Origin of the sequence: Wolbachia endosymbiont (group B) of Melanostoma mellinum (genome assembly GCF_947251465.1) — a bacterium.
Taxonomy (GTDB): domain Bacteria; phylum Pseudomonadota; class Alphaproteobacteria; order Rickettsiales; family Anaplasmataceae; genus Wolbachia.
The window spans coordinates 1,542,966-1,568,812 of the sequence record NZ_OX366366.1; the positions used below are offsets into that span (position 1 = coordinate 1,542,966).

General features: G+C 35.1%; 20 protein-coding genes and 3 pseudogenes. 9 read left to right on the forward strand and 14 right to left on the reverse strand.

What is annotated here, in order from left to right:
- Window positions 1-3: 3 nt before the first annotated feature.
- The 7 genes and pseudogenes from OPR42_RS07235 to OPR42_RS07265 form a co-directional block, all read right to left on the reverse strand.
- Window positions 4-1,425, reverse strand: a complete 1,422-nt coding sequence (locus OPR42_RS07235; RefSeq protein WP_265042210.1) for a hypothetical protein — start codon at window positions 1,423-1,425, stop codon at window positions 4-6.
- A complete protein-coding gene (locus OPR42_RS07240) occupies window positions 1,422-1,616 on the reverse strand; it encodes a hypothetical protein (protein ID WP_017532579.1) in 195 nt (64 codons plus the stop codon). Before OPR42_RS07240 ends, OPR42_RS07235 begins: the two co-directional genes overlap by 4 nt.
- Before the next feature lie 5 nt (window positions 1,617-1,621).
- Window positions 1,622-2,197, reverse strand: a pseudogene (locus OPR42_RS07245) (hypothetical protein); the annotation flags it as partial.
- Window positions 2,198-2,218: 21 nt separating this feature from the next.
- On the reverse strand, window positions 2,219-3,571 hold the full coding sequence (gene tnpC / locus OPR42_RS07250) for an IS66 family transposase (protein WP_264330462.1): 1,353 nt from the start codon (window positions 3,569-3,571) through the stop codon (window positions 2,219-2,221).
- Between the two features lie 108 nt (window positions 3,572-3,679).
- Window positions 3,680-4,294 (reverse strand): annotated as a pseudogene (locus tag OPR42_RS07255) (hypothetical protein); the annotation flags it as partial.
- A 12-nt stretch (window positions 4,295-4,306) separates the two neighbouring features.
- Window positions 4,307-6,229, reverse strand: coding sequence for a DUF4815 domain-containing protein (locus OPR42_RS07260; RefSeq protein WP_265042211.1), 1,923 nt, complete (start codon window positions 6,227-6,229; stop codon window positions 4,307-4,309).
- 2 nt (window positions 6,230-6,231) lie between these two features.
- Entirely contained in the window at window positions 6,232-6,915 is a 684-nt protein-coding gene (locus OPR42_RS07265) for a hypothetical protein (protein WP_265042212.1), read from the reverse strand.
- A gap of 171 nt (window positions 6,916-7,086) precedes the next feature.
- Between OPR42_RS07265 and OPR42_RS07270 the strand changes: the two genes are divergently transcribed.
- Window positions 7,087-8,337 carry a hypothetical protein gene (locus tag OPR42_RS07270; RefSeq protein ID WP_265042213.1) on the forward strand — a complete coding sequence of 417 codons (1,251 nt, stop codon included), beginning with the start codon at window positions 7,087-7,089 and terminating at the stop codon, window positions 8,335-8,337.
- Window positions 8,282-9,391, forward strand: a complete 1,110-nt coding sequence (locus OPR42_RS07275) for a hypothetical protein (RefSeq protein WP_265042214.1) — start codon at window positions 8,282-8,284, stop codon at window positions 9,389-9,391. The genes OPR42_RS07270 and OPR42_RS07275 overlap by 56 nt, the downstream gene beginning before the upstream one ends.
- A gap of 117 nt (window positions 9,392-9,508) precedes the next feature.
- Here OPR42_RS07275 and OPR42_RS07280 read toward each other — a convergent pair whose 3' ends face one another.
- The 5 genes from OPR42_RS07280 to OPR42_RS07300 are packed head-to-tail and all read right to left on the reverse strand — an operon-like array spanning window position 9,509 to window position 13,841.
- Window positions 9,509-11,041, reverse strand: coding sequence for an AAA family ATPase (locus OPR42_RS07280; RefSeq protein ID WP_265042215.1), 1,533 nt, complete (start codon window positions 11,039-11,041; stop codon window positions 9,509-9,511).
- 40 nt (window positions 11,042-11,081) lie between these two features.
- The gene (locus OPR42_RS07285) at window positions 11,082-11,597 is read right to left on the reverse strand and encodes a hypothetical protein (RefSeq protein WP_265042216.1); all 516 of its coding nucleotides are present in this window, start codon (window positions 11,595-11,597) and stop codon (window positions 11,082-11,084) included.
- A gap of 31 nt (window positions 11,598-11,628) precedes the next feature.
- On the reverse strand, window positions 11,629-12,432 hold the full coding sequence (locus OPR42_RS07290) for an AAA family ATPase (RefSeq protein WP_265042217.1): 804 nt from the start codon (window positions 12,430-12,432) through the stop codon (window positions 11,629-11,631).
- A gap of 21 nt (window positions 12,433-12,453) precedes the next feature.
- Window positions 12,454-13,269: an ATP-binding protein gene (locus OPR42_RS07295; RefSeq protein ID WP_265042218.1), complete on the reverse strand. Its 816-nt coding sequence runs from the start codon at window positions 13,267-13,269 to the stop codon at window positions 12,454-12,456.
- A gap of 56 nt (window positions 13,270-13,325) precedes the next feature.
- Window positions 13,326-13,841, reverse strand: a complete 516-nt coding sequence (locus OPR42_RS07300; RefSeq protein WP_265042219.1) for an RNA polymerase sigma factor — start codon at window positions 13,839-13,841, stop codon at window positions 13,326-13,328.
- 217 nt (window positions 13,842-14,058) lie between these two features.
- On the opposite strand from OPR42_RS07300, the gene OPR42_RS07305 reads away from it, so the two are divergent.
- Window positions 14,059-16,194 (forward strand): AAA family ATPase, encoded by a 2,136-nt coding sequence (locus tag OPR42_RS07305; protein WP_265042220.1) that lies wholly within the window; start codon window positions 14,059-14,061, stop codon window positions 16,192-16,194.
- 809 nt (window positions 16,195-17,003) lie between these two features.
- Here the strand turns inward: OPR42_RS07305 and rhuM are convergent.
- Window positions 17,004-17,649 (reverse strand): annotated as a pseudogene (gene rhuM, locus OPR42_RS07310) (RhuM family protein).
- Between the two features lie 414 nt (window positions 17,650-18,063).
- Here rhuM and OPR42_RS07320 point away from each other — a divergent pair.
- Window positions 18,064-19,086, forward strand: a complete 1,023-nt coding sequence (locus tag OPR42_RS07320) for an IS110 family RNA-guided transposase (RefSeq protein ID WP_265042180.1) — start codon at window positions 18,064-18,066, stop codon at window positions 19,084-19,086.
- A gap of 341 nt (window positions 19,087-19,427) precedes the next feature.
- Here OPR42_RS07320 and OPR42_RS07325 read toward each other — a convergent pair whose 3' ends face one another.
- Window positions 19,428-19,655 (reverse strand): hypothetical protein, encoded by a 228-nt coding sequence (locus tag OPR42_RS07325; protein ID WP_265042223.1) that lies wholly within the window; start codon window positions 19,653-19,655, stop codon window positions 19,428-19,430.
- Between the two features lie 589 nt (window positions 19,656-20,244).
- Here OPR42_RS07325 and OPR42_RS07330 point away from each other — a divergent pair.
- The 5 genes from OPR42_RS07330 to OPR42_RS07350 all read left to right on the forward strand — a co-directional run bounded on the left by OPR42_RS07330 (window position 20,245) and on the right by OPR42_RS07350 (window position 25,847).
- Entirely contained in the window at window positions 20,245-20,703 is a 459-nt protein-coding gene (locus OPR42_RS07330; protein ID WP_265042224.1) for a crossover junction endodeoxyribonuclease RuvC, read from the forward strand.
- A gap of 103 nt (window positions 20,704-20,806) precedes the next feature.
- Entirely contained in the window at window positions 20,807-22,018 is a 1,212-nt protein-coding gene (locus tag OPR42_RS07335; protein ID WP_253303081.1) for a DNA modification methylase, read from the forward strand.
- Window positions 22,019-22,046: 28 nt separating this feature from the next.
- A complete protein-coding gene (locus tag OPR42_RS07340; RefSeq protein ID WP_265042225.1) occupies window positions 22,047-22,526 on the forward strand; it encodes a hypothetical protein in 480 nt (159 codons plus the stop codon).
- A 19-nt stretch (window positions 22,527-22,545) separates the two neighbouring features.
- Window positions 22,546-24,024, forward strand: coding sequence for an ankyrin repeat domain-containing protein (locus OPR42_RS07345; RefSeq protein WP_265024151.1), 1,479 nt, complete (start codon window positions 22,546-22,548; stop codon window positions 24,022-24,024).
- The gene (locus OPR42_RS07350; RefSeq protein WP_265042226.1) at window positions 24,021-25,847 is read left to right on the forward strand and encodes a phage terminase large subunit family protein; all 1,827 of its coding nucleotides are present in this window, start codon (window positions 24,021-24,023) and stop codon (window positions 25,845-25,847) included. Before OPR42_RS07345 ends, OPR42_RS07350 begins: the two co-directional genes overlap by 4 nt.

The following is a 25,847-nucleotide window of genomic DNA, read 5'->3' on the forward strand; positions in this document are numbered from 1 at the left end:
TTGTTACCTCCAAATCTCATGCGTGTTAGATAATCCTGGACATTGCCAAGCCCTTAGCGTTCTCTCTACATCTATCTCAAGCCCCGTGGTTAGAAAATTGCTACGTATGTTATATATTCCCCACTGAATAAATTGACCATAGTTGTATACATAATTTGATGCAAGCATACCTTGACTGACTTGTGTTCTGGAACATAGGTAAGATGATGTGTAAAGTAATGTTGCAACTGTTTTTCCTGCTGGAATTTCCACATTACCAGATCCAGCTAACTTGCTATCAGAACTCGTGTATTGGTAAACATTTTTCCATATTATTCTTGAAATACTTGATTTATTAGAATTGGTATTATCTGGTGTTCCCACAAATAGTCCTGCACCCCCATACTCCGTACTAGAATATGATGATCCAACAAATTCTATTGTTTTATTTATGTTCACATTCGTTGTATTTTTTATAAATACTACTCCAAGTGCAGCATATGGGTAATAGTATATCTCATCATAACTACCCGAAAAACTTTTTGTGCATAACTCTCCGTAAATAAATGTTCCTTTACTTCCCTCTATAAAACTTAGTTGTCTTGGCCGATAAAAACTAACGTAATCTGTATCGTATGTATGGCTACCTGCTAGTAGTTGCAACATACAGTCTGTTTTTGTTATATCACTACTCCACTTTCCAAGCTCTGTCGTAAAAGTTCCGTGGCCAAAGTAATTATTTTTTCTACCAAGTACACCAAATAAGAAAGGTAATGACCCTGGTTCAACCATATTGCGCTTTCTTATTTCATTTATAAGAGACGCTTTTAACTGTTCATCCCGAGTTTTTACCTCATTAGAGATGTTTTCAATTCGAGTTTCTATTTCTCCTATAATTGATGAGCCAGATGGTACATTATTAACAGCACGAAAATCTTCTACTAAACCTTTAAGACCATCTTTATGACTATTACTAATGCTATTTATTGCTGCAATACTGGCATTCTTTCTCGTATCAAGTAGCGATAAATTTGTTGTCCCTTTTTCATCAATTCTCTTTAATAACTGCTTCTCTGATTCAGAGATCACTGCTAAAGAACTAGCTTTTTTATTATCCAGATCAGTTAAGTGTTTTTTTGCACTATCAAGAAGTTCTTTTAGCTTACCATCTGTCATCTGCACAATTTCAGAAACCGCACTTTTGTCGATTATTGATTCCAATGCTTTAGCAAGATATGCTAATTGATCTGGAGTACTGTTTGCTACTAAATCCTTAAGTCTTTTTTGTAGTGCATCAATTATTTCTTTTATTGTGGTCATTTGTACAACGTTGGAAATAGCTTTTTTATCTGCTAGCAATTCCAGCGATTTTGCAAGATATGCCAATTGATCAGGTGTGCTGTTTGCTGCTAAATCCTTTATCCTTTGGTATATTGCTTCTTTCATTTCCAAAAATTTAAAAAAGTCTCAAAATTAAACCGCTCAAAATTACTCTTAAGTTGATTATGCTCATCTTCTCTTTCGGTAATATCTTCATCTATTTTCTCAATTGTGGTACGGATACGAACAACATCCTGCACAGCAATATTTTCTGGATGCGGTAAAGGATATCCACGCCTTGTTTTATCATTTGGCATTTTTCTTATGTTATAACAATCCGCAAGTTTTTTACCTTTGGCCGATAGACAACCGTTCCGCTAAGCACCAACTTTATCCTCGTTTCATTACCATTAAAGTTCGTTAGCACATGAGTTCTCTCCACCCAGTTTTCTCCAATAGGTTTTCCTGATGTTAAATTTACTAATTGCCAATCCACATTTTTTTGCACATATGCTTTAATATCTGCAGTGCCGGGTATTAGCGCATCATATGTTATGGTAATCTTAGTGTTAGCTCCTGCTGTAATACTTCTTGTAACATAATCTCCGGACTCTGAAAGATTACCTAGAACTAGCTGTAACCCAGGATAGAGAACAGGACTTTTTTCTCGCCCTCCTTTTAGGCTTGCTTTTACCGTTAGCTCTCCAGATAATCTTTCACGCAGTGCAAGTGGCAAATTATCAGACAAAAAGTTCTCTTTTCCCTCTTCATCTGTTAAGATAAATTCTACATTGGTATCAAATGCTACTTTTTCGACGTTTGTCAAAACAATTAAATCTGAAGTATTGTTTGCTGTCACTTTGCCCAGATCAACAACATGAGAAACTTCGCTAAATTTGTATCCGTTCAGAGGTGTGGTTTAAGAAACAACAGCTAGCAGGTTTTGAAAAGGGTTTAATTCCTTTTGTTTCCAAGTCAGATACAACGAAATTATCCGCTCAAGAAATCTATTCCCTCGCTCTGACTGTGCAAAATATGAATTCTTACGATAGACAACATAATGCCGTATCTGTCGCTCAACATGGTTATTCGTTAATGGAATATTCTCTGGGTCATCCAAAAATGTCCACATCATTGACTCGGATTTTATAATACCCTTTACCGTTCGTGAAGCTCCTTTTGCTTCAAGTATATAAGATATTTTTATCATGCAGTACTGTATGTATCTTCGTAATTCTTTAGCTTGCTTAGTGAACTTTGAAATACTAATTTCATTTTCTGACAAAGCGTTTTTTAATACAAACAATCCATTAGCTGCGTCTTTTAAACAATGGCCAAGTCTCATTACTTCACTATTCCAACTATGAGATAACCTCTCGAAATTTCTCAATAAGTGAGCCCAACAAATTTGTCGTTTTTCATCACTGAAGTGGTTGTAAACTGCATATCTGTCAGTAATTACCAGGTTTTTGTAATCACAAAATGCACTATTCTTTAAAAATTTCATTCCTCTTGTATCTGCTAACTTCATAAGACTTGCTTTATTGTTGGCAAACATCCAGCACCATCCCAATTTGCCTTTGTTGTAGTGACTGGTTTCATCAATATGCAAAATTTCGCTTGCTTTTATTTCTTCCTCTATTTGTTCATAGGCTTCTTTACATTTTGACGAAACCCTTGCTTCACTATTGGACACACTACCAACACTTATACTCATGTTAAAGATGTCTTTCATAATATTCGCTATTTCTCGCTTTGAATTCTTATAAAACCCACTTAGTGATGCAACTACTGACTTAACTCTAGGACCAAAGGTATCCGGTGTAACTCCTTCTGGTAATTTGCTACTCCTTCTTTTTCCGCATTTACGACAGCGACCATGTTCTAATTGATACTCAACTACGTAAGGCTTAATTTCTGGTAAATCAACTTTTTGATAGACATATGGTTTTTCCGATATTGCGATTTCTTCACCACACTCGCATCTATTTGGTAACTCTACCTTCACCACCTCATCTGCTTCCATTTTAGCTCGGCAATTCCCCTTATGTCCAACTTGACCACCTATCTTCCTGCCGCCCTCTGACTTATCTTCTGGTGTGTCTTTTTTTATTTTGTACAGCTCTTTTGAACTTGGTAAAGATGAATTCCTTGAGTTTAAGCCGAGTCTCTCTCTTAGTTCAGCATTCTCTATTTCTAAGATTTTATTTTTTTCTTCAAGCTTTGCTACTTTCTGCTCTAAGTTTTTACATAACTCTACAATACTGATCAACAATTGAAGCATCTAGCCTTACTTTACTATCAACATTTTGTGTTATTACTACTTTAATATATTATGTCAATTGTTTTTTATCCTTGCCACACCTCTGAACGGATACCTAAATTTTGCAGCCAAAAGCCGAAACGTTAAATCTAAGTTCTGATGTGGAGTCCAAGTACTTGCGTTGCTAGATGAGAGTAATACTCCTACTTGATATGGCTGACTCGTTACCCAGCGGCTATTTACTGCATCATATTTGCCAAGCTCTGCTATTTTTACAGCAGTATCTGCATCATCAGTAAGTAGTACTATCGCATACTCCTCTCCTGCATGGCAAAACACTGGTGACCATTCTATACGTGTTGCTGTGCCATCTATCTTTATATTTTTTGGCTCAATATAACTTTCAGCAATAACAGTCTGCGAGGGCATTCCCACTGCTGTTTCTCTAATCTGCACAACAACACGTTTTTTGCCTTTATTTATAAACCATAACTCTAGACCTCCTATGTGTCTGCTCTCATTTAAAGTAAATGTTTGCGCTAATGGATCAACTCTTCTTGTTGCGATAACTCTTCTTCTCTCTTCTATGGTAATAGTTTTTTTACCAGTATACGTTGCTTCTCCATAGCTTCCTTTATCCCCGTAAAACTGTACTAATTTAGTACCTGCTGGAATATTTGCTGGGATTTTTATCTTTCCCTTTAATTTTCCCTGGTTGTTAGTTGTGAGCATATTTTTTACCTCTTACGCAGTAGGATGAATGAAGACACCATCGAACTTCACCTCCTTGAGCTTTTCATTCGGGGAAAAACCTTCAATTTCAAAATTCTGTACCGCTTCTCTCATAAATTCAGCTTCATAAGAATTACTTGACAATAGCTCTGTCGTTTCTTTAGCATTAAATACTCTGGTTACTGGACTTTTCCAATTTGTTTTTACCTCCGTCCAGTGATCAATGTTTTTATTTAGAGTAATTTGTGCCGGGACTGGATCAAAAGCTTGATATGGATTGATCTTTTCTCCTTTAGTCTGTAAGAGCTGTTCTAGTACCGGTTCAAGTTTATACGGCAACAAATAAGGTTCTCTACCTCTTTCAACATCAATGATTTCTACGTTTATCGGTAAAATTAGTTCCTTGTTTACTATCGCTGCAGACTGAACAATTCCCTGATCACGCATATCATCGTCAAAAAACGAATCAACAAATACTCCTTTTTTCGTTGTAGGTTCTCTTGAATTTGCATCACTGCGTAAACGTTCCTCTGCAACCAGCGCATAAAGATCATTTATTCCTTTTTTCATTGCTTCAAGTTCATTCATCGGCACAGCATGAATAGCACTATTCACTACTTTCACTTTTTCACCTTCTTTCCATGTCTGATGAATATAGCAAAGCAAAAGTTGTCCGTTAGGTGCTTTAGGCATTGATGGTCGCCAAGAATGGGAAATTCCTTTTATTCTCCTTACCACCCCTTTGCTATCGATAGTAATTAAATCAAAGCGGGGCATTTTCCAGGTATAATCTATCAAAACCAAGCTGTTATCAACTGCTCCTTTTACTTTACACCCCTGCTCACTTATATCTTCAGGACTTACATGAGTGCGAAAGCGGTAAGTTATTTGATAACTACTTCCAGGAGCTGGTTCTTTGCCGGGTAATGACCAATCAACGTTTCCTGCGTTTAGTTTATAATCTATGCTGTTTTCATAAATAACGTTGCCTTGTTTAATTTGAATAATTTCAAGTACTGCAGAGTCAGGTATCGGATCAATGGCTCCTGAATATGAACCGTGAGTAATGGTAATAGTTTTTTGAACAGTTATATCTACTTTTTTGATTTCACTTATTGGAAAATCATTAACTTTAAGTTCCATTACTCTTTGGCTATTTGGCTGAAAAGTATGCGGTTCTGATTCAACTGATTTTATATCAGGATCTTCATCAAAAGAAACACGAATACTGTGAGGAAGTTCAATCTCATAGCCATCAACATGAGCTTTGCCCTCATTAATCACAAATATTTCTCCACCTTTTTCGTCCCTTTGCAAGAACATTACTTCAAGGCCATTTACAACGTAGGAACCATTTGCTTCTTTGTCATAACGAGCAAGAGCAGTAGTTACTATGTTTGCTTGTGGTGGCGGTGAATGTTCTATTAATACTCCATTTTCAATGTTATAGATTGGATAAAACTCTCCTTCAGAAAAACGTGGAGAAAGACCTTCTGCTTGATAACCCCAAATGGTGGAAACTTTAAGTCTTGCAGCTCCTACTTCTTGATAATTACGTGTACCAATTGCAGGATCACGAAGGTTTTCATCCTCAAGTTCTGTAATCGTAGATTCTACATAATAAACACCTATGCGAACTGTGGTACTCAGTGGAATAACAAATTCTTCTTTTTCAACTTTTCTAACTGCACCGCGCAGATAGATTTTTCCTCCCTCAAGTGTAGCTTTACCAGTTTCCCCATCTATAATACAATTGCTTCCTGTTATAACATCGCCATCACGAAATATTGCATCGCCTATGCCTTTAAGCTTAGAGAGAGCATACTCCTGAGTCTCGTTTAATTCTGCAGACTGTAGACCTCTTCCAGCAAGAAATAAGCTTTTTTCGTACTCTTTGTCAGGATTAAAGCGGTTATAATAGCTAGTCAGTGTCATAGTTAAAAAGTCACTACAAATGAAAAAGTTTCCCGGGTTGCAGCTGTTCTGATAAGTGGCACAGTGTGTTCTAAAACTAATAAAATTCCATGGTTTTCTACATCTTTTGGCTCAAAATATCTCTGTCCTCTAGGTAATCCTTCTTTTATTTTAGTGCCAACCATAACCCCAAGCTCTCTGATTACTTGATTTGCTGCATCCGTGAAATCGAAAGTAAATTTAAGGTACAAATTATTGGTTGGTACATTTGAGGACCTAAACCTTCCAGAAGGAGTTACAAGTTCTCCATTCTCATCACCTGTGCAGAAGAGAACCTCATCTGCAGTACGTCTGCCAAGTTCATTCAAGAGCTTTATAGAATTTATAGATTCAGGTGGTGTGCTTTGAGTATATTCTACAGTAACTGCACTATTTGCCGTGATAGAGCTATTTTCCGTAAGTTTTATTACACCAGTACTGCTATCAACTGTATAGTCAACACTTGACTGATACACTGTTTGTCCTGTAAAAACCCTTACATCTTTAATAGTGTGGTGATCTAGAGCTATTTCATCCTCAACAAAAACTTTTTCGACCTGATGGCTACTTCCAGAGTTTGCATCACCACTGCCCCAGGCAAGATGTATCGGCTGCTCTTTTATGCTTGCTGCTATTGCTGCTCGACCTGATTGTGTAAGAATTGACATTTCCCTTTTTACGCAGACCTATTACTTAATATATACATTTTTCATAGTTGTATGTTTAAGTGAAAGAAAAATATTTTTATCAATTTGTTTTCTTAAATCTTTGTTATAATTTTTACCGTTGACTAGTTTTTGAATTATGTTAAATGTAGCGTATTATATTACACATAATATATGGTTAATCTTTATCCTAGTAGAGAATTCTGGGAGAGTAGTTTGGAAATGCCAGTAGATCATTGGCTGACTAGCTTTCAAGATGAAGAAATACGTAAAAATTGGCTTTATTCTCTTTCAGGTAGACAACTAAATGTTATTTTTCAGTATTCCTTTACACATAAGCAAAATGGCCAATTGTTTGAATTTCATAAACATGATGATATTTCAGTTCAAGAACAACGCAAAATGCTTATAGGTTGCTCAGACTCTTTGTTCAGCTATTATCTACTTAGCCACTTCAACCATTCTAAACTTGAGTCTGCTGTTGTTGAAGTAGCAAGGTCTATTTTGACTGAAGAGTTGATCACAAACTTTTTATGTAAAAATAACAAACATGATAAAAAATCCTTAATTTTTGTTTTATTTCATAGTGACCCAGAATTAATCAAATGTGTTTACCACTTTGATAAAGTACAAAAGAGAGGATTTTCATCTTTTACTTTACAAAATTCACCAAGGCAGATGAAAATTCCATTTAAAAACTTTATATCAAAAGAAGTTACTCACCGATTACTACAAGAATACGATGCTGAAAAAGATGATGGCTTTGAAACTCAACTACAAGGGTTTTTCTATCACCAAAATCGTATATATGTGTTTATACGTCGAGCTAGCGATAAGGACCTACTCTTCAATTCAAATCGTATTATCCATGGATATAGACCAAGTTGGATTATTCTGGATTTTTCACTGCATGGTAATCAAGTAAATCTGTGTGCTAAAAATTTTAATGAAAGCCTAAAAATAGCAAATAGTATCGCAAGTAATTATTTTGAATGTGAATGCTTATTTATCGACATGAAAGACCAGAATTGTACACTTCTTGTTGCAACATTCTTAAAATCTTCCATAGAAGGTACTGATCCTAATATTTGTCTATTTGAGGTAAAATTTCGTTCAACTCAGCTGAAGAAAGATACGTACTTAGTTGTAGTTACCAATCCAGTTAACTCAATTGCTAGGGAACTACAAATACTAAAGCTAACAATTGAGCAAGATAATTCACTTGTTGAATCTATTCGTATTGTATTTAAAGAAAAGAAAGTAACTATGTTCTTTAAAAGAAACCAACACTATACTATTATTTACTACTCAGAGCACATACTCAATAAAAAAGAGCGTGAAGATTTTAAATCATTAATGAAAGAAACCTATGGACTTACAATCCTCCCAAAAGCAAGCTGCTGCAGATATTCTGAGATCTCATGACTCCTGGATTGATCCTAGTAAAGCTTATTTAGAAACTGCATTGTGGTTGTCTGACCTCAGCTTTGTTAAGCTAAAAGAAGTTGATTTTGTTATTTGTTCCCGCATAGAAGACCATCTAGATTGGCCTCACGTATTCTACCCAGATTGTAATAATGAAATTCCTATTAGTCGAGATTTTGATGAAGAGTGTGATGACATGATTTGTGAAGATTGTTGTCGCTACATTTTACCAAATACACACCAAAAACAACGATTTCACCTACTATCAACCAATCTTAACTTAGAAAAAATTGCAAGTTGGTTCGAGGATTTATTAAGTAGCTCAAAATTAATCTGGCGAAGAGCAGCAGAAGGAGTTTACCACATAAGCAGCCAAGGTAGTATAGTAAGCGTAATTATTCTTGACCTTTGCACTGATGCAGTACATTTAACTGTAGATAAACTGAGAATTCAGCCCACTATCCTAATTACGGTAAGAGAAAATATACCAAACTTGCCACTAGTTTTACCTATTGTAAAAATGTCTGATCTTTTTTGTGAGCATAAAACTTTAAATGAAATACTTTGTGAGGCAGCTATACCAGAATTAATTGCTAATGTTTCTACGCAAATATTTCCCATTATTTCACTAAAGGAAGTCAAACCTAAATTACCAAAAAAGGTTCTACAACTAAAGTTTTCACATGGTGTGGTTTACATTAATGACATTGAAGTAGTAAATAAACGAGCTACATTGTGTATTAGTATTTTTAGCGTTTTATTCAAACAATTCCTTAATGATTTTGAAAATGATGTACCGTTAGAGAAACATATACCCCTTAGCATTGAAAAAATAGCAGACCGTTTAACTTTTCATTCAGAAATTACAGATTTAGAACAACAAATAAGATATCCTCTGAATAAAATGCAAAGAACGATAAAAGAAAAACTAGCCAATCAATTGGGATTAAACATTAAACGTGATGATGTTATTCAAACCATTGGTTGGCCAGAATTAACTTGTAAAGAACATGGTTATCGTCTTAACCCCTTTACTCTTATGTTGAAAAGGTAAATTTCTGCTTCACCTTTTGTATTTCCTCATTCTCAGTTAAACACACAAATGTATCTGGTTCACTCATTACACCAAGCTCCGAAAAACCTTCTTTTTGAAACCCTATTCTTTTACATACTAAATACCGCAAACTTGTGAACACCAACTGCCATTAACCTTACTGATAAACTTTGTCGGCAAGGACTGACCATTTTTTGACTCAAACATCAACTGGCGAATATTTTCCTCTTCAATTGGTTTTAACATGAGCATACCAGAAGTGTAAACGTTTCTTAAACTACTTGCACCACTTAAACTTTGAAAAGGATTTTCCTTAGGAAGCTTTTTATTAACATTGTGAGTTAAGATAACTCCTGCACTTGGATTAATTGTAGAACGTAACTTTTCAACTTTTTCCTGCAAAAAAGAATACATAACATTGTTGTCATTTTCATTTCTATAGTTAAAGACATTGCGTAAAGAGTCAATAACAACAACATCTACCTCTGCTGGGTTGAAAAATTGTTTTACGGTATTATAAACTTTACTGATATTGTTCTTATCAAGTAGTAAATTAGCATCAGAAGTAATAGCAAAGTTATTGGCAACTAAGTTCAAAAGTTTGTTGTCAATCTTAAGTTGTTGTAGTCTCTCACGCATATAGTGATAGCCAACATCAGTCTGTAGATAAAAGATTTTTAGAGGTTTTGCTGGCACCATATCAAAAAATGGAATACCTGCTGACATATTAGCGAGCCAAGAAATCAAAAAATCAGTTTTTCCCACTTTAGGAGTACCACCAAGTACTAATAATCCACCTGGTATTAAGATTCTTGGGGAAATTATATCTTTTGGTATTGGTGACTTATCGTTTAAATACTGCTTTACAGAAAAAGCTGAGATGTTTTCTTTTATTACTGAATTGGTTAGCTGGTTTATATCTATTTCTTCTGCAATAGCATCAAGAGCACTCCATCCACTCTTTTTACCTTCTGGAATGTTGAGAATAGAGCACTTTAGGTTACTCAGCTTATTAGCTATTTTTTCAGCATACTGTTTACCTGCTTCATTATTGTCTGGCCAAATGATGATCTGTTTTCCATTGAGAGGTGAAAAGTCTGTCTGATCAATTGAGTCAAACATCACTGTTGTTGCTGTGATACCATGATTTGTTAATTTTTCAGCACATTTTTCGCCTTTTACTATAACTACTCTGTCTGATTTTATGATTTCAGGAATGTTGAAAAGAGGCCTTGAATTACTACTGCGCGTTTTAGTATTCCAAGCATAATAACTGTTATCATTATAAAGATAGACATAAATAATGTCTTTGCCGTTTTCATCACGGTAAATGAATCTTTCAGCATTGAGCCATTTTGATATTAAGCCAATAACGTCAAAAAGTTTAGTTTTACCAGTAACGAATGCCCAAAGACTGATGATATCTCCACTTTTACCGGTAACTAGGCTAGACCAATTTCCTGCTTTTATGTCGACTACGATTTGGTCCTTTTGTAGATCAGCAATACAAAACTTCTTTTTATAGAATTTTCCATTAGGAAAAAGATGAGAAATGCATGCTTTAATATTATGAAGTAGCAGTGATCTAATTCCTAAAACATCTTCAGAATCTTTCCACAAAAAGTTTTCTGTAATACTCCAAAAATCCATATATCCCCCATATTTACTATTTTTTTTACTTTTCAATTTTTTAATTCCAATTAACTGTTGCCTTCATAAAACTCGCGTAACTACCATATTCTGGAGTAATCACTGAGATGATCTTATTTTTTTCACCATATCCACTAGTTTCCGTGCCAATCTTAACTAAACATTCCAGGCCATTTAGTTCTGAAATGGATTTAATTTTACGGGCAAGATTTGCTTCTTCTCGATCATCATGAGGATAGATATTGCGAGCTGACTCCAAAATACTCCTAATCATCGAACGACCCATTTCTCCCCAGACATCTTCTCCATTTTCGTTGAGTTTACTCCCTTGAATACCAAAGATTTGATAGATCTTACGTTTTGAGTATGGTCCTTCTACCACAGTAAATTCGAGATTTAAGTAGATGCTGCCAGTATTTTTACTTTTCGTGAGTAAGCCATTTGGTTCATGGCCTCCAGGACAAATTTTAACCAATACTTTTACTATGGTACCCGCTGGTATTAAGCTACTTCTTGGTTTCGCAGTATTAAAATCAGTTAAAAAATCTGTTAGCATATTGTTCCCTATAAATTAAGTAAAAAAAGAATCAACTCCATTGGTCTACAAGCTGCCAATGACCATTTATTTTATCAACAAGCTTGCTTGCTACACGTTCACCATTGCGCAGTTCAAATACTATTTGACGGGTAGTACTTTCTTCATCATGAGCAAACATTACCATGCCAGTACTATAAAATCCCCTCAAAGAACCAGCTCCGCTCAAACCCTGAAATGGATCTTCTTCCAGCATTTTTTTTGATAATTTTTTTGTATGATGAGTGAGTACAATGCAAGCATCTGGATTGACAGCACTGCGTAGCTTTTCAAGAGTCTTTTGCAGAAAAAACAGCATAGCACTATTATCGTTTTCATTTCCATACTCGCTGCTAAAGATGTTACGTAATGGATCTATGGCCAAAACATCAGGTTTAAAGCGTTCATTCACAATTTCCTTCATTTCACTTATTTCATCGTGATTAAATGATAAGTGCACCTTTGGCGTAATGATTAAGTTGTTAGCAGCTATATCCAAAAGTTCCTCATCAAGTTGAAGTTGTTGCAAACGTTCTTTCATATATTCATACTCAATTTCAGTTTGCATGTAGAAAATTTTCAAAGGTCTATTTGGTGTCATACCAAGAAATGATCTACCAGCAGCCATGTGAACAAGCCAAGAGATCAAAAAGTCACTTTTGCCGATTTTAGGTGGGCCACCTAGTACCAATAAACCTCTTTTCGTTAAAATTCTAGGGCAGATTATATCTTCTGGTATTGGCGTTTGATCACTTAAATACTCCTTTACGCTGAAAAAAGGAATTTTTTGACCGATGTTGAAAAAGCTTTGTTCCATAATAATTTCTCCAATTTTTAATTAAACAATAGGAGCCAAAGTTTTGGCTTTAATTTTCGCAAGTAATTTACCCAAATGTGGTTCTTCAACCATATCAAGGCAGCCACTTCGATCTTTAGCAGGGTATCCCCAAGTATTAATAGTCTGACAGACAAATGAGCGAACTTCTGTACCATCATCTTTCTTGATTCCAACCATGCTGATTACCTCATCAACTATCCCTGGAATCTCACTAGCAGTTTTAGCCCCTTCACATTGAGGTAGCCAAGTTGGACGATTGCAGTCATCAAGATATTGACCTAATGTACCAACTATGATAATGTCTTTGTTTCTGATATGTTGAAATTGATTGAGCCAGGCCATCATTTCTTGGGCGAGTAGTCCGTAAGCAGCTCTTTTGTCTTCTTTTCCTGATCTATCAGAAAAAGCTTCAGGTTGTATTCTTGCCCATAAAAGACACAAACGTGATGCAACAGTTATGCTATCAATAAAGATAGAGCGGTATTTAGAAACCTCACAAAGAAGATCTTTGTGCTTGCTACAGACATGCTCATAGTCCCTTTGACTATATGCTTGATCAGATTTCAGTGCAGGGTTTGGCCCACCAATAAGACAAGCAATATCTCTTGCCTCATTCCAAGTGCGAATCTCAGTTGAATCTCCTTTCCAGTCCTGAACGGCAAGAAGTCCTGCTTCAAAATCGAGACAAAGTGTTGTTGATTCATCGAGGGTTTTGAGCAGACTGGTCTTGCCGATTCCATAAGGTCCAAAGATTACTATCTTCACACCTGTTACTATTTTTACCCTTTCTTTGCTGTTTATTATTTTTAAGGTCATATATCGTGGCCCTCCTATAAGAGTTATACTAGAACTGTTACTTGTTGTTTGATTTGCTAAAAAAAATTTTTTATGTGCCGTCTTATTCGTTGCAAAGTGTTATAAACTGTTGTGCGTGGTATTCCATTTATTTCAGCTATTTCTGGAACACTGAAAAATTCCAGTTGTCTGCATAGTACTTGCCATTCTTGGGGTAGTGTTGAGATAACATCGTTCACATCAATACGAGTTGTGATTTCAGTGATAAAATGACATCTATCATCAACTACTTCATGTAGATCATCAGGATCAACATAGAATATACCTTCTCTGCCACCACGTTTTTTACAGAGTTGCTTATTGATTAAATTAATAGCTCTACACTTAACAAGTTGACATACAAAGGTAGAAAAAGAGCTTCTACTTTCGTCATATTTCTCAATAGTAGGCCAAATCATACAGAAAAGTTCTTGCTCAATATCTTCAAGACTTTCATGCGCAAAACACTTTAAGTTCTTTATACATTTTGCGTAATGTCTAACGTACTTGACAATTATGGGATCAATCCCCGAGTAAGAATTCTTTGATTTCATTGAAGCTCCTTGAATAACTAACTGTCAAGGATGACCTTTATAGACGGTTAATTGCAGGTTCAGAGAAATTTAAATAATTGCGGTGCGATTTTTAACCTATTGATATTCGCTTGCTTTTTTCTGAGAATAATTGCGGTAGGATTTAAAATAATGTCGATGTAAACATTAGCCTTCAAAACTTGAATAACCCTTATATAAGGTTGTTTATGGTTTTATTATGAATATCGATTCTAAATCTTTAAATGATAAAGCAGAACTATTGCTTAACATAAGATCTTGTCTTTTTTACCTTTTGCCAAGAGGAACTTTTCGTGGTGATAAGTTTTACGTAGGTGATGTGCATGGTAATAAAGGAAAAAGTCTGGTAGTAGAATTAAGTGGCAGTAGAGCTGGGTTATGGAATGATTTTGCAACTGGAGAAGGTGGTGACATTATCGACCTTTGGGCAGTTGTGCATAGAAAGAATGCAAGGACAGAGTTTCCTGAGGTAGTAGCTTCAATAAGTGAATGGCTCGGAAATAATAAAAAATACAGAGAGAAACAATATGTTGATGAAGACTTCGAGAAATTTATTACCCACAGTTGGAATTATTATGATGAAAATGGCCAGGTGATTGTAAAAGTTTACCGTTCTGATCCTCCTGGAAAGAAAAAAGTATACAAGCCTTTTGATGTCAAACAATCTAAGTTTGCAGCACCAGAGATAAGGCCACTCTACAACATTCCAGAAATCTTAAAGTCTGATAAAGTTATTCTGGTTGAAGGAGAAAAATGTGCAGAAGCGCTGATAGAGAAAGGAATAACTGCAACAACAGCAATGTCAGGAGCAAATGCACCTATTGAGAAGACAGATTGGACTCCACTTAAAGGTAAACACATTATTATATGGCCAGATAATGATGAAGCAGGTAAGAAATACGCTGAAAAATCTGCTATGAAACTTACTTGTCTTGGAGTTGAAGAACTTTGCATTTTGGAAATACCTAAAGATAAACCAAAGGGTTGGGACGCTGCTGATTGCGTGAAAGAAGGTATAAATGTTGAAAAATTCTTATCTTCAATTCTTCAAGTTCCATATGTGAAAAAACTATCAACTACCGAGGAATTCTCGAAAGTTCAAAAAGCAGGACGTCGCATTTCACTTTCAGCAATTCCAGTAATAAAGTATTTAAACGATAAATCACCAATGCCGAAAGACATAATAGCTCCAAGAATTTTAACTCCAGGAGGACTATTGGTGTTTGCAGGTGCACCTAAGGTTGGAAAAAGTGATTTTCTTATTTCTTGGTTATTACATATGGCAGGAGGAATTCCATTTTTGAACATGATGCCCACAAGACCTTTGAAAATCTTTTACTTACAAACTGAAATTGGCTATCACTATATGCGTGAACGTCTTCAGCAGATTAAACTAAATGAAGAACTTCTTGAAATTGCTGGATATAACTTAGTTATTACACCACAAGTGGAGTTACTTCTAAATGATGATAGTATAGAGATTATTGTAGATAAAATAGAAAGTTCATTTGGCTCGAATGCAGTTGATATAATAGCAATAGATCCACTACGCAATATTTTTGATGCCGGCGAGAATAGTAGTGAAAATGACAACAATGCTATGTTATTCTTTCTACAAGAAAGGGTTGGTAAATTGAGAAAGCTGGCTAATCAAGATGCAGGGGTTATTTTAGTACATCATACAAAAAAGATTCAAAAGAAATCATTAGAGGAAGATCCCTTTCAAAGCTTTAGTGGAGCTGGTTCATTGCGAAGTTTTTATACTACAGGAATGATAATGTTTAGACCAAATGAACAACAAAGCTGTCGTCAGCTAATATTTGAGTTACGCAATGGTCATGCTATTGCATCAAAATACGTTGATAAAATTAACAATAACTGGTACGTGGTTGATTATGAATCGCAAAGACTTGTGAATAAAGATTATGGTCAAAGGTTAGATGCAGAACGTTCGCGTAGGTATGATACTATTCTACAATTAATTTATGATGAAGCACGGAAGGGACGTCTATATACAATAAATTCGTTCTGTCAGGCATTTGAGAATAAAGCAGGTCTTGGTAGTCAACATTCGATCCGTGAACGTATTGATACTTTAGCTACAAAAGGCTATATAAAATTTAACAGAGAAGGTAAAAATGGAGCAAGAACTAGATATGGGGTGCTTTGTGTTGCAGGCATGGAAAAGAAAAGTAAGGTATTTGATCATCAACTGAATAAAGAAGTGACAATTTATGAAAAGGTCTTACCAACCGACTATAAATCACTGGAGAATGGTAGCATTTTACCAGTTGAAAATCCGAATACTTGGGTTCATCATAGCATCTGCAATTAATAAAATTAAAATAGAAAATATGAGTTATTTCAGTCTTCGGATTTGCTCAGTTTGTCTTCAGAATTTGCTTAGTCTATGCAGACTGAATTTAGTAAGGGTGAAAGAAATGCGAGATTTTCAACAACTTAGAGGGATTATTGAATTTTATAGCTGCAGACTGAGCAATAGGGAAAAAGTTCAGGAATATAGAGGGTTTTGTTCAACTCTCAGTTTTCAGAATAACTCCTATTATTATATAATAATAATATAGTAGTATGGCTTTAAAACATACTACTTGTACCTAACCTTTGCAACTAAAATAAATATAATTTCTTAAAATTAAAGGAAGTCAGAAAAACAGGTGCAAATAACTTAATCAACAAAAACTCTATGTGCAATTGAAGTGTATAACTTTGAGTTTTCGTAGTTAAACTAGAAATTTTAGTCTAATGCTTTAAATTTTTTTAGAGAAGGTAAAAACACATTTTTAAGCTAGGTGTAATTTTTAGGATATCTGTATAGTCAGGCTTATAACAGACCTTAAAGCTCAAATAAAAGCTATTCTTGAATCACCGTAGAAGAAAGAAATTTTTTCAAAAAAACTGTTAACGCAAAGAGGAGACGAAGATTTAAATTTTGGGTTTTATGTCTCCATGTTGATGGGCAAAACTAGAGCTGTACCTTTTAACGTTTATACTCTGGCTTTAAAAAATAGTGCCTTTTACCCCAAACTTTTATTTATTAAAAAACTGTAGTTGCAAAGAAAATTTCTGAAACCTAAAGAACAAATAGATTTTTTTATGATTTCTTTACCTTTACAAGATTCAGCCCTAAGCTTTTACACTTTTTTGATCAAGACTTTTCTTTTCTTCTACCAATTTATCAAAGTCTGACTTGTATGACTTATCCTGTGTTTTTCTAAACACCTCATATTCTTTTGTAGCTAGGGCAATTGCTACTTCATGAGAGGTTTTGCCATAATTCTGTAATATATCTTGCTCATTAAATCTTAAAAATGCATCGAGTTTCTCTTTCCAATCCTTCATATACATTACTTTACCCCTGGCAGCTTGAAACTCTGCGTAATCTATATACATATTTACTATCCTGTTTAGCTGAGCAATTTCATTTTTATCTAAATAGTTTTTTGCTACTTGCATGTCAGAAAGAAAGATTTTTCCCTTAGGTGCCTTACGCCAATTTGTTAATCCCATATTAGGTTTATTTCTATCCACTCTGTTAGCAATAATTTCTGCTGCTGTATTTCCAGTAATAGCAAAATGCAATTTATTCTGTACTACAGCAAAGAAATTTTTCGTTTCGGTTTGCATAGTCTACTGAAGTTGCATAAATGTCTGTGATTTTCTGATAAGCCATACGCTCACTTGCACGAATTTCTCTAATTTCTTCAAGCAACTCATCAAAAAAATGAGTATCAAATCTAGAGCCATTTTTAAATCTATTGCTATCAATCACGAAACCTTTGAAAATATACTTCTTTAGCTTATCAGTTGCCCATGTACGAAATCACGTTCTGAATTGACACGATAACCAACTAGCCTCTAAATTGTAGAAAACCACATCACGTTTTACTTCTCTTTCTCCCTCTTTTTGAACTATCGAGATGATATGAATTGTTATTGCTTGGCTGGAAGCATGAGAAGATAATAACTTCTCAGAGTGGATAGGTGGCAGGTTGAAAGGATTCATGAGGCCCTATTTTGCTTTTATATGCAATAATGGGATTAGACCTCGTTATCGAGATTAACCGCCCCTGCCACCGAAAACCATCGTGCGGCCCATAAAATTTGGTGACCGCGTATAGGAGGTTGGACCAACCGGTAATATTCTACTCTGATATTTTGTAGTATTCAATAAGAGGGAAAATTTATGCGTTACATAGGTGTTGATTTACATACTAATAGCTTTACTGTTTGCTACTTAGAAAAAGGAAAGCAAGAATGTATTCGCACATTTCACTTACAGGACTTGGACAATTTCGTTGAAGGTCTTAAATCAGAAGAAGATGAAATAGCTTTCGAAGCTACAGGTAATAGCTGTTTCTTTTATGATGCAGTGTCATCTTACGTCAAGCGCGCAGTGATAATTGCACCCTGGCAATTTGAAGTTATTCGCCGCTCTGTAAAGAAGACAGACAGGCATGATGCAAGAGCTATTGCTTTCTTTTTAAGCAAGGATATGTTGCCTGAAGCGAGATGTAAAAGCAAACAATGCCAGCAGTTAGCTTCTCTTCTTCGAACAAGAGAGCAGTTAGTGAAATCACAAGTATCTCTAATCAATAAAATGCACGGTCTTTTTAATTATCATGGGATAAAAATTAAGAAGGAAACGCTGACAACTAAAGCTGGATTTGAACGCTCTATTCAAAAACACAATTGGGATTATATAGAAAAGATAGAGATTGAAGTAATTAGCTATCAACTGGAAGCTATTCGAGAAAACCTCAAGAAGCTTAAAGAAGAAATTACCGCTTTTGCTAAACAACTTCCTGGGTTTAATAATATTATCAGTATTAAAGGTATTGGTGCAATTTCTGCAGCAGTTTTTATCACAACAATTGGCGATATTAATGATTTTAGCAATCCTGAAAAGCTCACTGCTTATTTCGGAGTTGTACCATCAGTTTCTCAATCTAATCAGCAATGTACTATTGGAAGAATCACCAAATATGGGCCAAAAATGGCACGAACTTCTTTAGTACAGTGTACCTGGGTCGCTATACGATATAGTCCTTACCTGAAAAGTTTTTACGAGCATGTGAAAAAGAAGCGTGGTTCTGCTAAGGCTATTATTGCAACTGCTAGAAAATTTCTAACAACCATTTTCTATACACTGAAAAGGAACTGGATTTTTGAAGATTTTACAAAATTTGAATTTTTTATTGAACAATAATTGTAAGGGAAAATATGATACCTTAATTTTTGTAAGCCAAATGAATATGTGCTTTAAGTGTATGTAGACGCACATATTCATTAGCTGTATTAATTTAAAAAATATTAATTAAAAACTTAGTATTTTTGTTGTCAATGAAACAACTTTTGATCGAATAAGATGGTACAGTAATAAATAAAAAATTGCATTAGAGCTGAATTTTACATCAGAAAATGTTTTGAGTAATACAAAAAATCATTATTGACTTTTATGCAATTGAGAGCTACCGATTTCTGACAGACATTTTCTACACACTTTAAAGATAACCGGGTTTTTAAAGATTTTACAAAATATGAAATTTCTTATTGACAACAATCATAGGAGGATTCCTCGGTAGTTGAGTTTTTATCTAGTTCTTTACATAGATAAATGTTCTTTAGATGCAATGAAATATTATCAGTTGAACAGCCAAATAACTCAGCCATATGTTTCTGAGTAAGCCATAGATTTTCATTTTCAAATCTAACTTCAATACATACCTTTCCATCATCTGTTTCATAAAATAAAATTTCATTATGATTTCTGTTCATACACTTCCTTTAACACCCTTTAAAAAGCAAATAAAAAGTACTACTAATGATTAGATTGATATAAGTAAACTTACAAGTAAGTTTAACATCGTTTTTATTCATTGTAAAGAAAAAATTTGTATGAAGGAGAAAACTCACTTTGCAATAGCTTTCATAAGTTTAACAGGCTTCGGAAGTTCCTATTATCATCTTTTGTTTATACTGAGTGTTCCGAGAAAGCCCTTAAATTAGCTGATAGCAAGAGAGACGAAGTGTTTGGTAAGTTGCGTAATTGAGAAGTTTTGAATTCTTTTAAACGACTTATTATTTTTTCAAATCTAGCTTATTTTTTGAAGAAATAATTTAGCTAAAACAAAAAAATTTTAGTGCAAATCAAATTTCTAACCTCATTTCTAGTATATATCTGTTAAGAGGTGGTTGAAAGAGCTACTATAACGTAGACAACCTTAACCCATATACTTCTTAGGGGTAGCACATGATTCTTGGATTTCCGTTGTTGGCCAACAAAAAAACTATAAACCGCTTTTTGATAGTACGTTGCAGGAACCAAACGATATTTTGGAATCAGTGCTACTTATAGTTTTAAATAATGTCAACCCTAACACTAGATCTAGGCAAACAAACGGGCTGGGCAATTCTAACAGATGGAGTAATTGAAAGTGGAAGCAAAAGCTTTCATGGTAGCCGTTTCAGTGGAGGTGGAATGTGTTTTTTAAGTTTTCACAATTGGCTTAATTCTTTGAAACATGAGTTCACTGCAGTGTATTTTGAGGAAGTAAGAAGACATTTAGGAACAGATGCAGCGCATTGTTATGGTGGTTTTTATGCCGTTCTGACTGCTTGGTGTGAAGAGCATCATGTGCCATACCAAGGTGTTAATGTTAAAACTATAAAACGCTTTATAACAGGCAAAGGCAATGCAAGTAAGAGTGAAGTTATTGAAGCTGTAAAGAGAAAAGGTTTTTTACCTAGAGATGATAATGAGGCCGATGCTTTGGCATTAATGTTCTATATTAGTAAAGATATTAATAAGACAAAAAACCCATAAAAAGTGGGTCCTTTCAGCCAGAATGGCGGATTTGGTGGGTCAGACCCCAGGCCTTCTTTAGCGTCAGAGATATTTTGAATATTAACTTTTTAATTATTAAGATATGAATTTAGCAATCCACTATTATCCTACTCAAAATCTGGTCGAATATGAGCGTAATCCACGTAAAAATGATGACGTAGTAAATAGAATGTGTGCTTCAATCAGGGAATTTGGCTTTCGTATACCAATAGTTGCAAAAAGCGATGGCACTGTGGTTGATGGTCATTTAAGACTTAAAGCAGCAAGAAAACTTGGTATGGAGAGCATTCCTGTTGTTTTAAGTGATAATTTAAATGAACCACAAACTAAAGCTTTTCGGTTACTGGCAAATCAATCAGCTAACTGGGCAAAATGGGACGATGATCTTTTGAAGGTGGAAATTCAAGAATTAGAAGATTTGCAGTTTGATCTTAAAATGACTGGATTTGAGCTAGAAAAAGTTCAAAACTTTCTTGATGATTTAGATGGTGAAGAAGAAGATCTTTCTGACTTAGTTGTTGATGACAAAAAGGTAGAAATAACAAAGCCAGGTGATCTTTGGATTTTAGGTGATCATAGAATCTATTGTGGTGATAGCTCTGTAGTTGAATCATATAAAGCGCTGTTAGATGATAAAATGGCAGACATTACTGTTTGTGATCCTCCATATAACGTTGATTATGGTAATAGCCAAGACAAAAAGATATTAAATGATAATCAAGGTGAAAAGTACGAACTTTTTCTCTACGACATCTGTTCCCATATTTTAGCATATACGAAAGGTGCAATTTACATCTGCATATCATCATCAGAGTTTTCAACGTTGCAAAAAGCATTTGAGGAAGCGGGAGGGAAATGGTCAACATTTATCATTTGGGCAAAGAATCACTTTACGCTAGGAAGATCAGATTATCAAAGACAATACGAAGCAATGCTCTATGGATGGAAAAGCGGCAATAAACGTGAGTGGCATGGGGGTAGAAATCAAAGTGATCTGTGGTTTTATGATAAGCCAACACATAACTCATTACATCCAACAATGAAGCCAGTAGAGCTAATGGAGAGAGCAATAGTAAACAGCAGCAGATCAGGAGACATAGTACTTGATCCATTTAGCGGTTCTGGAAGTACACTGATTGCATGTGAGAGAACAGGAAGAATTTGCAGGACAATAGAGTTAGATTCAAAATTTGTAGATGTAACCATAAAACGTTGGCAAATATATACCGGAAGAGATGCCCTTTTAGCCAGTACTGGTAAAACTTTTGCAGAAATTCAAGAAGAAAATTCGTAAAAAGGAGCAAAAAAAGTGGAGGAAAAGAGTGGAAAAAATCACGCAGACGGAATGGGCAAGAGAGATAGGAGTATCAAAGCAATATGTCTGTTATTTAGTAAAGAAAGGAATAGTTGAGTTGGAGGATGGTTTGGTAAATAGAGAACAAGCAAATGAAGCGGTGGCAGCAATAAGAGATCCAAGTCAGCCACTGAGGAGGAAAAATCCAGAAAGTACAAGTAACCTTTCTACGATGTTGCTAAAAACTAGAATAAAAAATGAAATGGAACGAGGTAAACTGCTTGAGGCAAAGGCAAAAGCTGAGATTGGTGAACTTGTAGCAGTAGAGGAAGTAAAGCGCGATGCATTTAATGTAGCAAGAGTTGTCCGTAATAATTTGCTTAATATTCCAAATAGAGTTTCAGCACTGCTTGCATCACTAAGTGACACTGAAAAGATTCATAAGACGCTCACTGAAGAGATTACAAACTCACTTGAAGAATTATCTAATACTAAATTTCAAATATAAGAAAGATTTTGAATATAAAATGGCTGATAACTTAAGTTTAGAGTTAATAAAGTGTCTCATCAATCAACCTGGATTAGATGTTAATGTTAGAGGATTAAATGGAAAGACACCGCTACATTGTGCTATAGAGTTTGATGAATTAAGCATGATAGATCTGCTACTTACGAAAAAGAATATCAATCCTTTTGTGGAAGATAATGATGGTAAAACATCTCTTGATTACGCCAAAGAAGGGAAAAAAGCAGAAATATTACAAGCGCTAATTAATAACAAATACGGATCAGAACAAGATAACTTACTTCATTTAGCTGCAATGATAGGTGAAGTTAATGCAGTTAGATATTTGATAGGAAAAGGTGTTGACGTTAATGTACGAAATGCTCTGCATCATACGCCATTACATCTAGCAGCAGGAATAGGACATGCAGAAGTTGTAAAGATTTTGATAAGAGAAGGAAAAGCTGAAATAGATGTCTTTGATGCACGGAATCAGACACCAATGCACTATGCAGTTAATAACAAAAAATTGGAGATAGTAAAGTTACTGCTAAAGCTTGGAGCAGATGTAAATAGCACGCGCATGGGACAAAACTCAATGAAATTGTTACCTATTCATATAGCTGTAAGTAATACTAATTACGATGAAAGAGATCTGTGTTTGGATATCCTCAAATGCTTAATAAGGGAGCCTAATGCTCAAGTCAATTTGCAAGACTACGAAAATAAAACACCACTACATTACGCTGAAAGACTTAAAACAATAGAGGTCTTACTAACGCGAGAAGATATAGATCCATTGGTAAAAGACGATAGCGGCAAAACACCATTTGATTACGCTAAACCTGAGATAAAGAAGGCTTTGGTGAGTAATAAATACGGTTCTGAGAAGAATAGTCTACTCCATTTAGCTGCACAAATGGGAGAAGTTGAGCTTGTAGAGTCTATTTTAAAAGAAGAAATTGATATTGATATTTCAAACAATAAAGGTCTATCACCGATTTACCTTGCTGCAGAAAAAGGACATTTACATGTAGTAAAATTACTACTGAAAAAAGGAGCAAACTATACACCTGTTCTGCACTCAGCAATCAAGTCAAATAATTTAGAATTGCTAAAAACTTTATTTAAAGAAAAGAGTATCAAATTACCAGATGAGATAGGCAAGTCTGTACCAGTTTATTATAGATGTATAGAATATAGAGATGCAAAAGTAAGAAAATACAATAATGTGATCTGTATTTTTACCTCAGTAAGTGCAGTAGCAATATCGGTATATATAGGGTTAACAGCAACAACAATAAGCAGTGCAATCATTTTTGCAACAGTAACAGGAGTATTTGCGCTTGTTATAGCAATAATGATAAGTGAGATGAGTAAAAGATATATAGAAAACGAATTTCAGAAAAAGATGTTTATGGAATTGGAGGAGTGTGGAGGAATAAACTCTACTGTTAACAATATTGAGATAGAACCAATTATGAGTAGATGCAGACAATGATATACGCTAGAGCTTTTTCTGAAGGTTTAAGACCAGATCCCCAGCTTAAAGTATCAGAGTGGGCGAATGAGTATCGAGTTTTAGCAGCAACTGCAGCATCAGAGCCAGGTAAATGGAGAACAGAGAGAACTCCTTATTTAAAAGAAATCATGGATTCACTATCTCCGTCCTCACCAGCAGAAAAAGTAGTATTCATGAAAGGAGCACAGATTGGAGGAACAGAAGCAGGAAATAATTGGATTGGCTATATCATCGATCAAACGCCAGGGCCAATGCTAGTAGTACAGCCGACAGTTGAAATGGGAAAGCGTTGGTCAAAAGGAAGATTTGCACCACTGATTGAAAGTACACCATGTTTAAAAAGTAAAGTAAAAGACCCAAGGTCAAGAGACTCAGGCAATACTGTACAAAGTAAGGAATTTCCAGGTGGAATAGTAGTAATAACCGGAGCAAATAGCAGTGTAGCACTGAGATCTATGCCAGTAAAATATCTCTTTCTTGATGAAATAGATGCCTATCCAGGAGATTCAGGAGGAGAAGGAGATCCAGTACTGCTTAGTATTGCTCGAACTAATACATTTGCACGGAGAAAGATTTTTTTAGTATCAACACCAACGATTCATGGAATAAGCAGAATTGAGAAAGAATTTGAAGCAACAGATAAGAGATATTTTTTTGTACCATGTCCATATTGTAATTACTATCAAGTTCTGAAATGGTCACAAATTAAATGGGAAGATAATGACTCAAGAACAGCACATTATGTCTGCACTGAATGTAGTGGCAAAATAGAAAATCATCAAAAGACAGAGATGCTAGATCGTGGAGAATGGAGACCTACTAATAGAGTAAAAGGTGAGAAAAAAGGATTTCATCTTTCAAGTCTTTATAGTCCAGTTGGGTGGTATAGTTGGCAACAAGCAGTAGAAGATTTTCTCCATGCCAAAGAAAGTGAACAATTACTAAAAGTTTGGATAAATACCACTTTAGGAGAAACTTGGGTAGATAAGGGAGAAGTACCTGACTGGAAGCAATTATTTAACAGGAGAGAATTTTTTCAGATTGGCACAGTACCAAAAGGTGAAGTGGTTCTCACAGCAGGTGTTGATGTACAAAAAGATCGTCTAGAGGTAGAAGTTGTAGCCTGGGGAAAAAGCCGCGAAAGTTGGTCAATAGACTACCGAGTATTTGAAGGTGATACTGGAGGAGGAGAAGTATGGGGAAAACTTTCGGAGCTCCTCAATCATCATTTTATCGGTGAAAATGGTCTTGAATACATGATAAGTATGATGGCGGTTGATGCTGGGTATGCGACACAAGAAGTATACAATTGGGTAAGAGGTCATCAAGGATCTGGAAGAGTAATGGCAGTCAAAGGTGTAAACAAAGCGCTAGTACCACTTAGCAGCCCAAGTAGAGTAGATATAACAGTTGGTGGTCAAAAGCTAAAAAGAGGAATAAAGCTATGGCCAGTAGGAGTATCGATATTAAAGTCAGAGCTTTTTCAATTACTTAATATTTTGAAAGAAGAAGAGAAAGTGCCAGCAGGATATTGTCATTTTCCGGAGTATGCACCTGAATATTTTAAGCAGCTAACGGCAGAGCAATTAGTCAGCAAAGTAGTAAAAGGATACACCAAACAAGAGTGGCAAAAGGTAAGAGAAAGAAATGAAGTATTAGACTGTAGGATTTATGCAAGAGCTGCATCTATTACGCTTGGAATCGATCGTTGGCCAGAGAGTAAATGGAATAGTTTAAGTGAAAAGCCAGAAAGCAAAAAACCTAAGAAAGTGAGACAAAGCAAATGGTTGAATGAGAAGTAA

Coding starts and splice junctions, on each gene's coding strand:
- OPR42_RS07285 (WP_265042216.1), bottom strand. CDS start 11,597: ATGCTAACAGATTTTTTAACTGATTTTAATACTGCGAAACCAAGAAGT.
- OPR42_RS07350 (WP_265042226.1), top strand. CDS start 24,021: ATGATATACGCTAGAGCTTTTTCTGAAGGTTTAAGACCAGATCCCCAG.
- OPR42_RS07330 (WP_265042224.1), top strand. CDS start 20,245: ATGTCAACCCTAACACTAGATCTAGGCAAACAAACGGGCTGGGCAATT.
- OPR42_RS07265 (WP_265042212.1), bottom strand. CDS start 6,915: ATGTCAATTCTTACACAATCAGGTCGAGCAGCAATAGCAGCAAGCATA.
- OPR42_RS07300 (WP_265042219.1), bottom strand. CDS start 13,841: ATGAAATCAAAGAATTCTTACTCGGGGATTGATCCCATAATTGTCAAG.
- OPR42_RS07345 (WP_265024151.1), top strand. CDS start 22,546: ATGGCTGATAACTTAAGTTTAGAGTTAATAAAGTGTCTCATCAATCAA.
- OPR42_RS07335 (WP_253303081.1), top strand. CDS start 20,807: ATGAATTTAGCAATCCACTATTATCCTACTCAAAATCTGGTCGAATAT.
- OPR42_RS07295 (WP_265042218.1), bottom strand. CDS start 13,269: ATGACCTTAAAAATAATAAACAGCAAAGAAAGGGTAAAAATAGTAACA.
- OPR42_RS07275 (WP_265042214.1), top strand. CDS start 8,282: ATGGACTTACAATCCTCCCAAAAGCAAGCTGCTGCAGATATTCTGAGA.
- OPR42_RS07280 (WP_265042215.1), bottom strand. CDS start 11,041: ATGGATTTTTGGAGTATTACAGAAAACTTTTTGTGGAAAGATTCTGAA.
- OPR42_RS07235 (WP_265042210.1), bottom strand. CDS start 1,425: ATGAAAGAAGCAATATACCAAAGGATAAAGGATTTAGCAGCAAACAGC.
- OPR42_RS07305 (WP_265042220.1), top strand. CDS start 14,059: ATGAATATCGATTCTAAATCTTTAAATGATAAAGCAGAACTATTGCTT.
- OPR42_RS07325 (WP_265042223.1), bottom strand. CDS start 19,655: ATGAACAGAAATCATAATGAAATTTTATTTTATGAAACAGATGATGGA.
- OPR42_RS07290 (WP_265042217.1), bottom strand. CDS start 12,432: ATGGAACAAAGCTTTTTCAACATCGGTCAAAAAATTCCTTTTTTCAGC.
- OPR42_RS07270 (WP_265042213.1), top strand. CDS start 7,087: ATGGTTAATCTTTATCCTAGTAGAGAATTCTGGGAGAGTAGTTTGGAA.
- OPR42_RS07240 (WP_017532579.1), bottom strand. CDS start 1,616: ATGCCAAATGATAAAACAAGGCGTGGATATCCTTTACCGCATCCAGAA.
- OPR42_RS07320 (WP_265042180.1), top strand. CDS start 18,064: ATGCGTTACATAGGTGTTGATTTACATACTAATAGCTTTACTGTTTGC.
- OPR42_RS07260 (WP_265042211.1), bottom strand. CDS start 6,229: ATGACACTGACTAGCTATTATAACCGCTTTAATCCTGACAAAGAGTAC.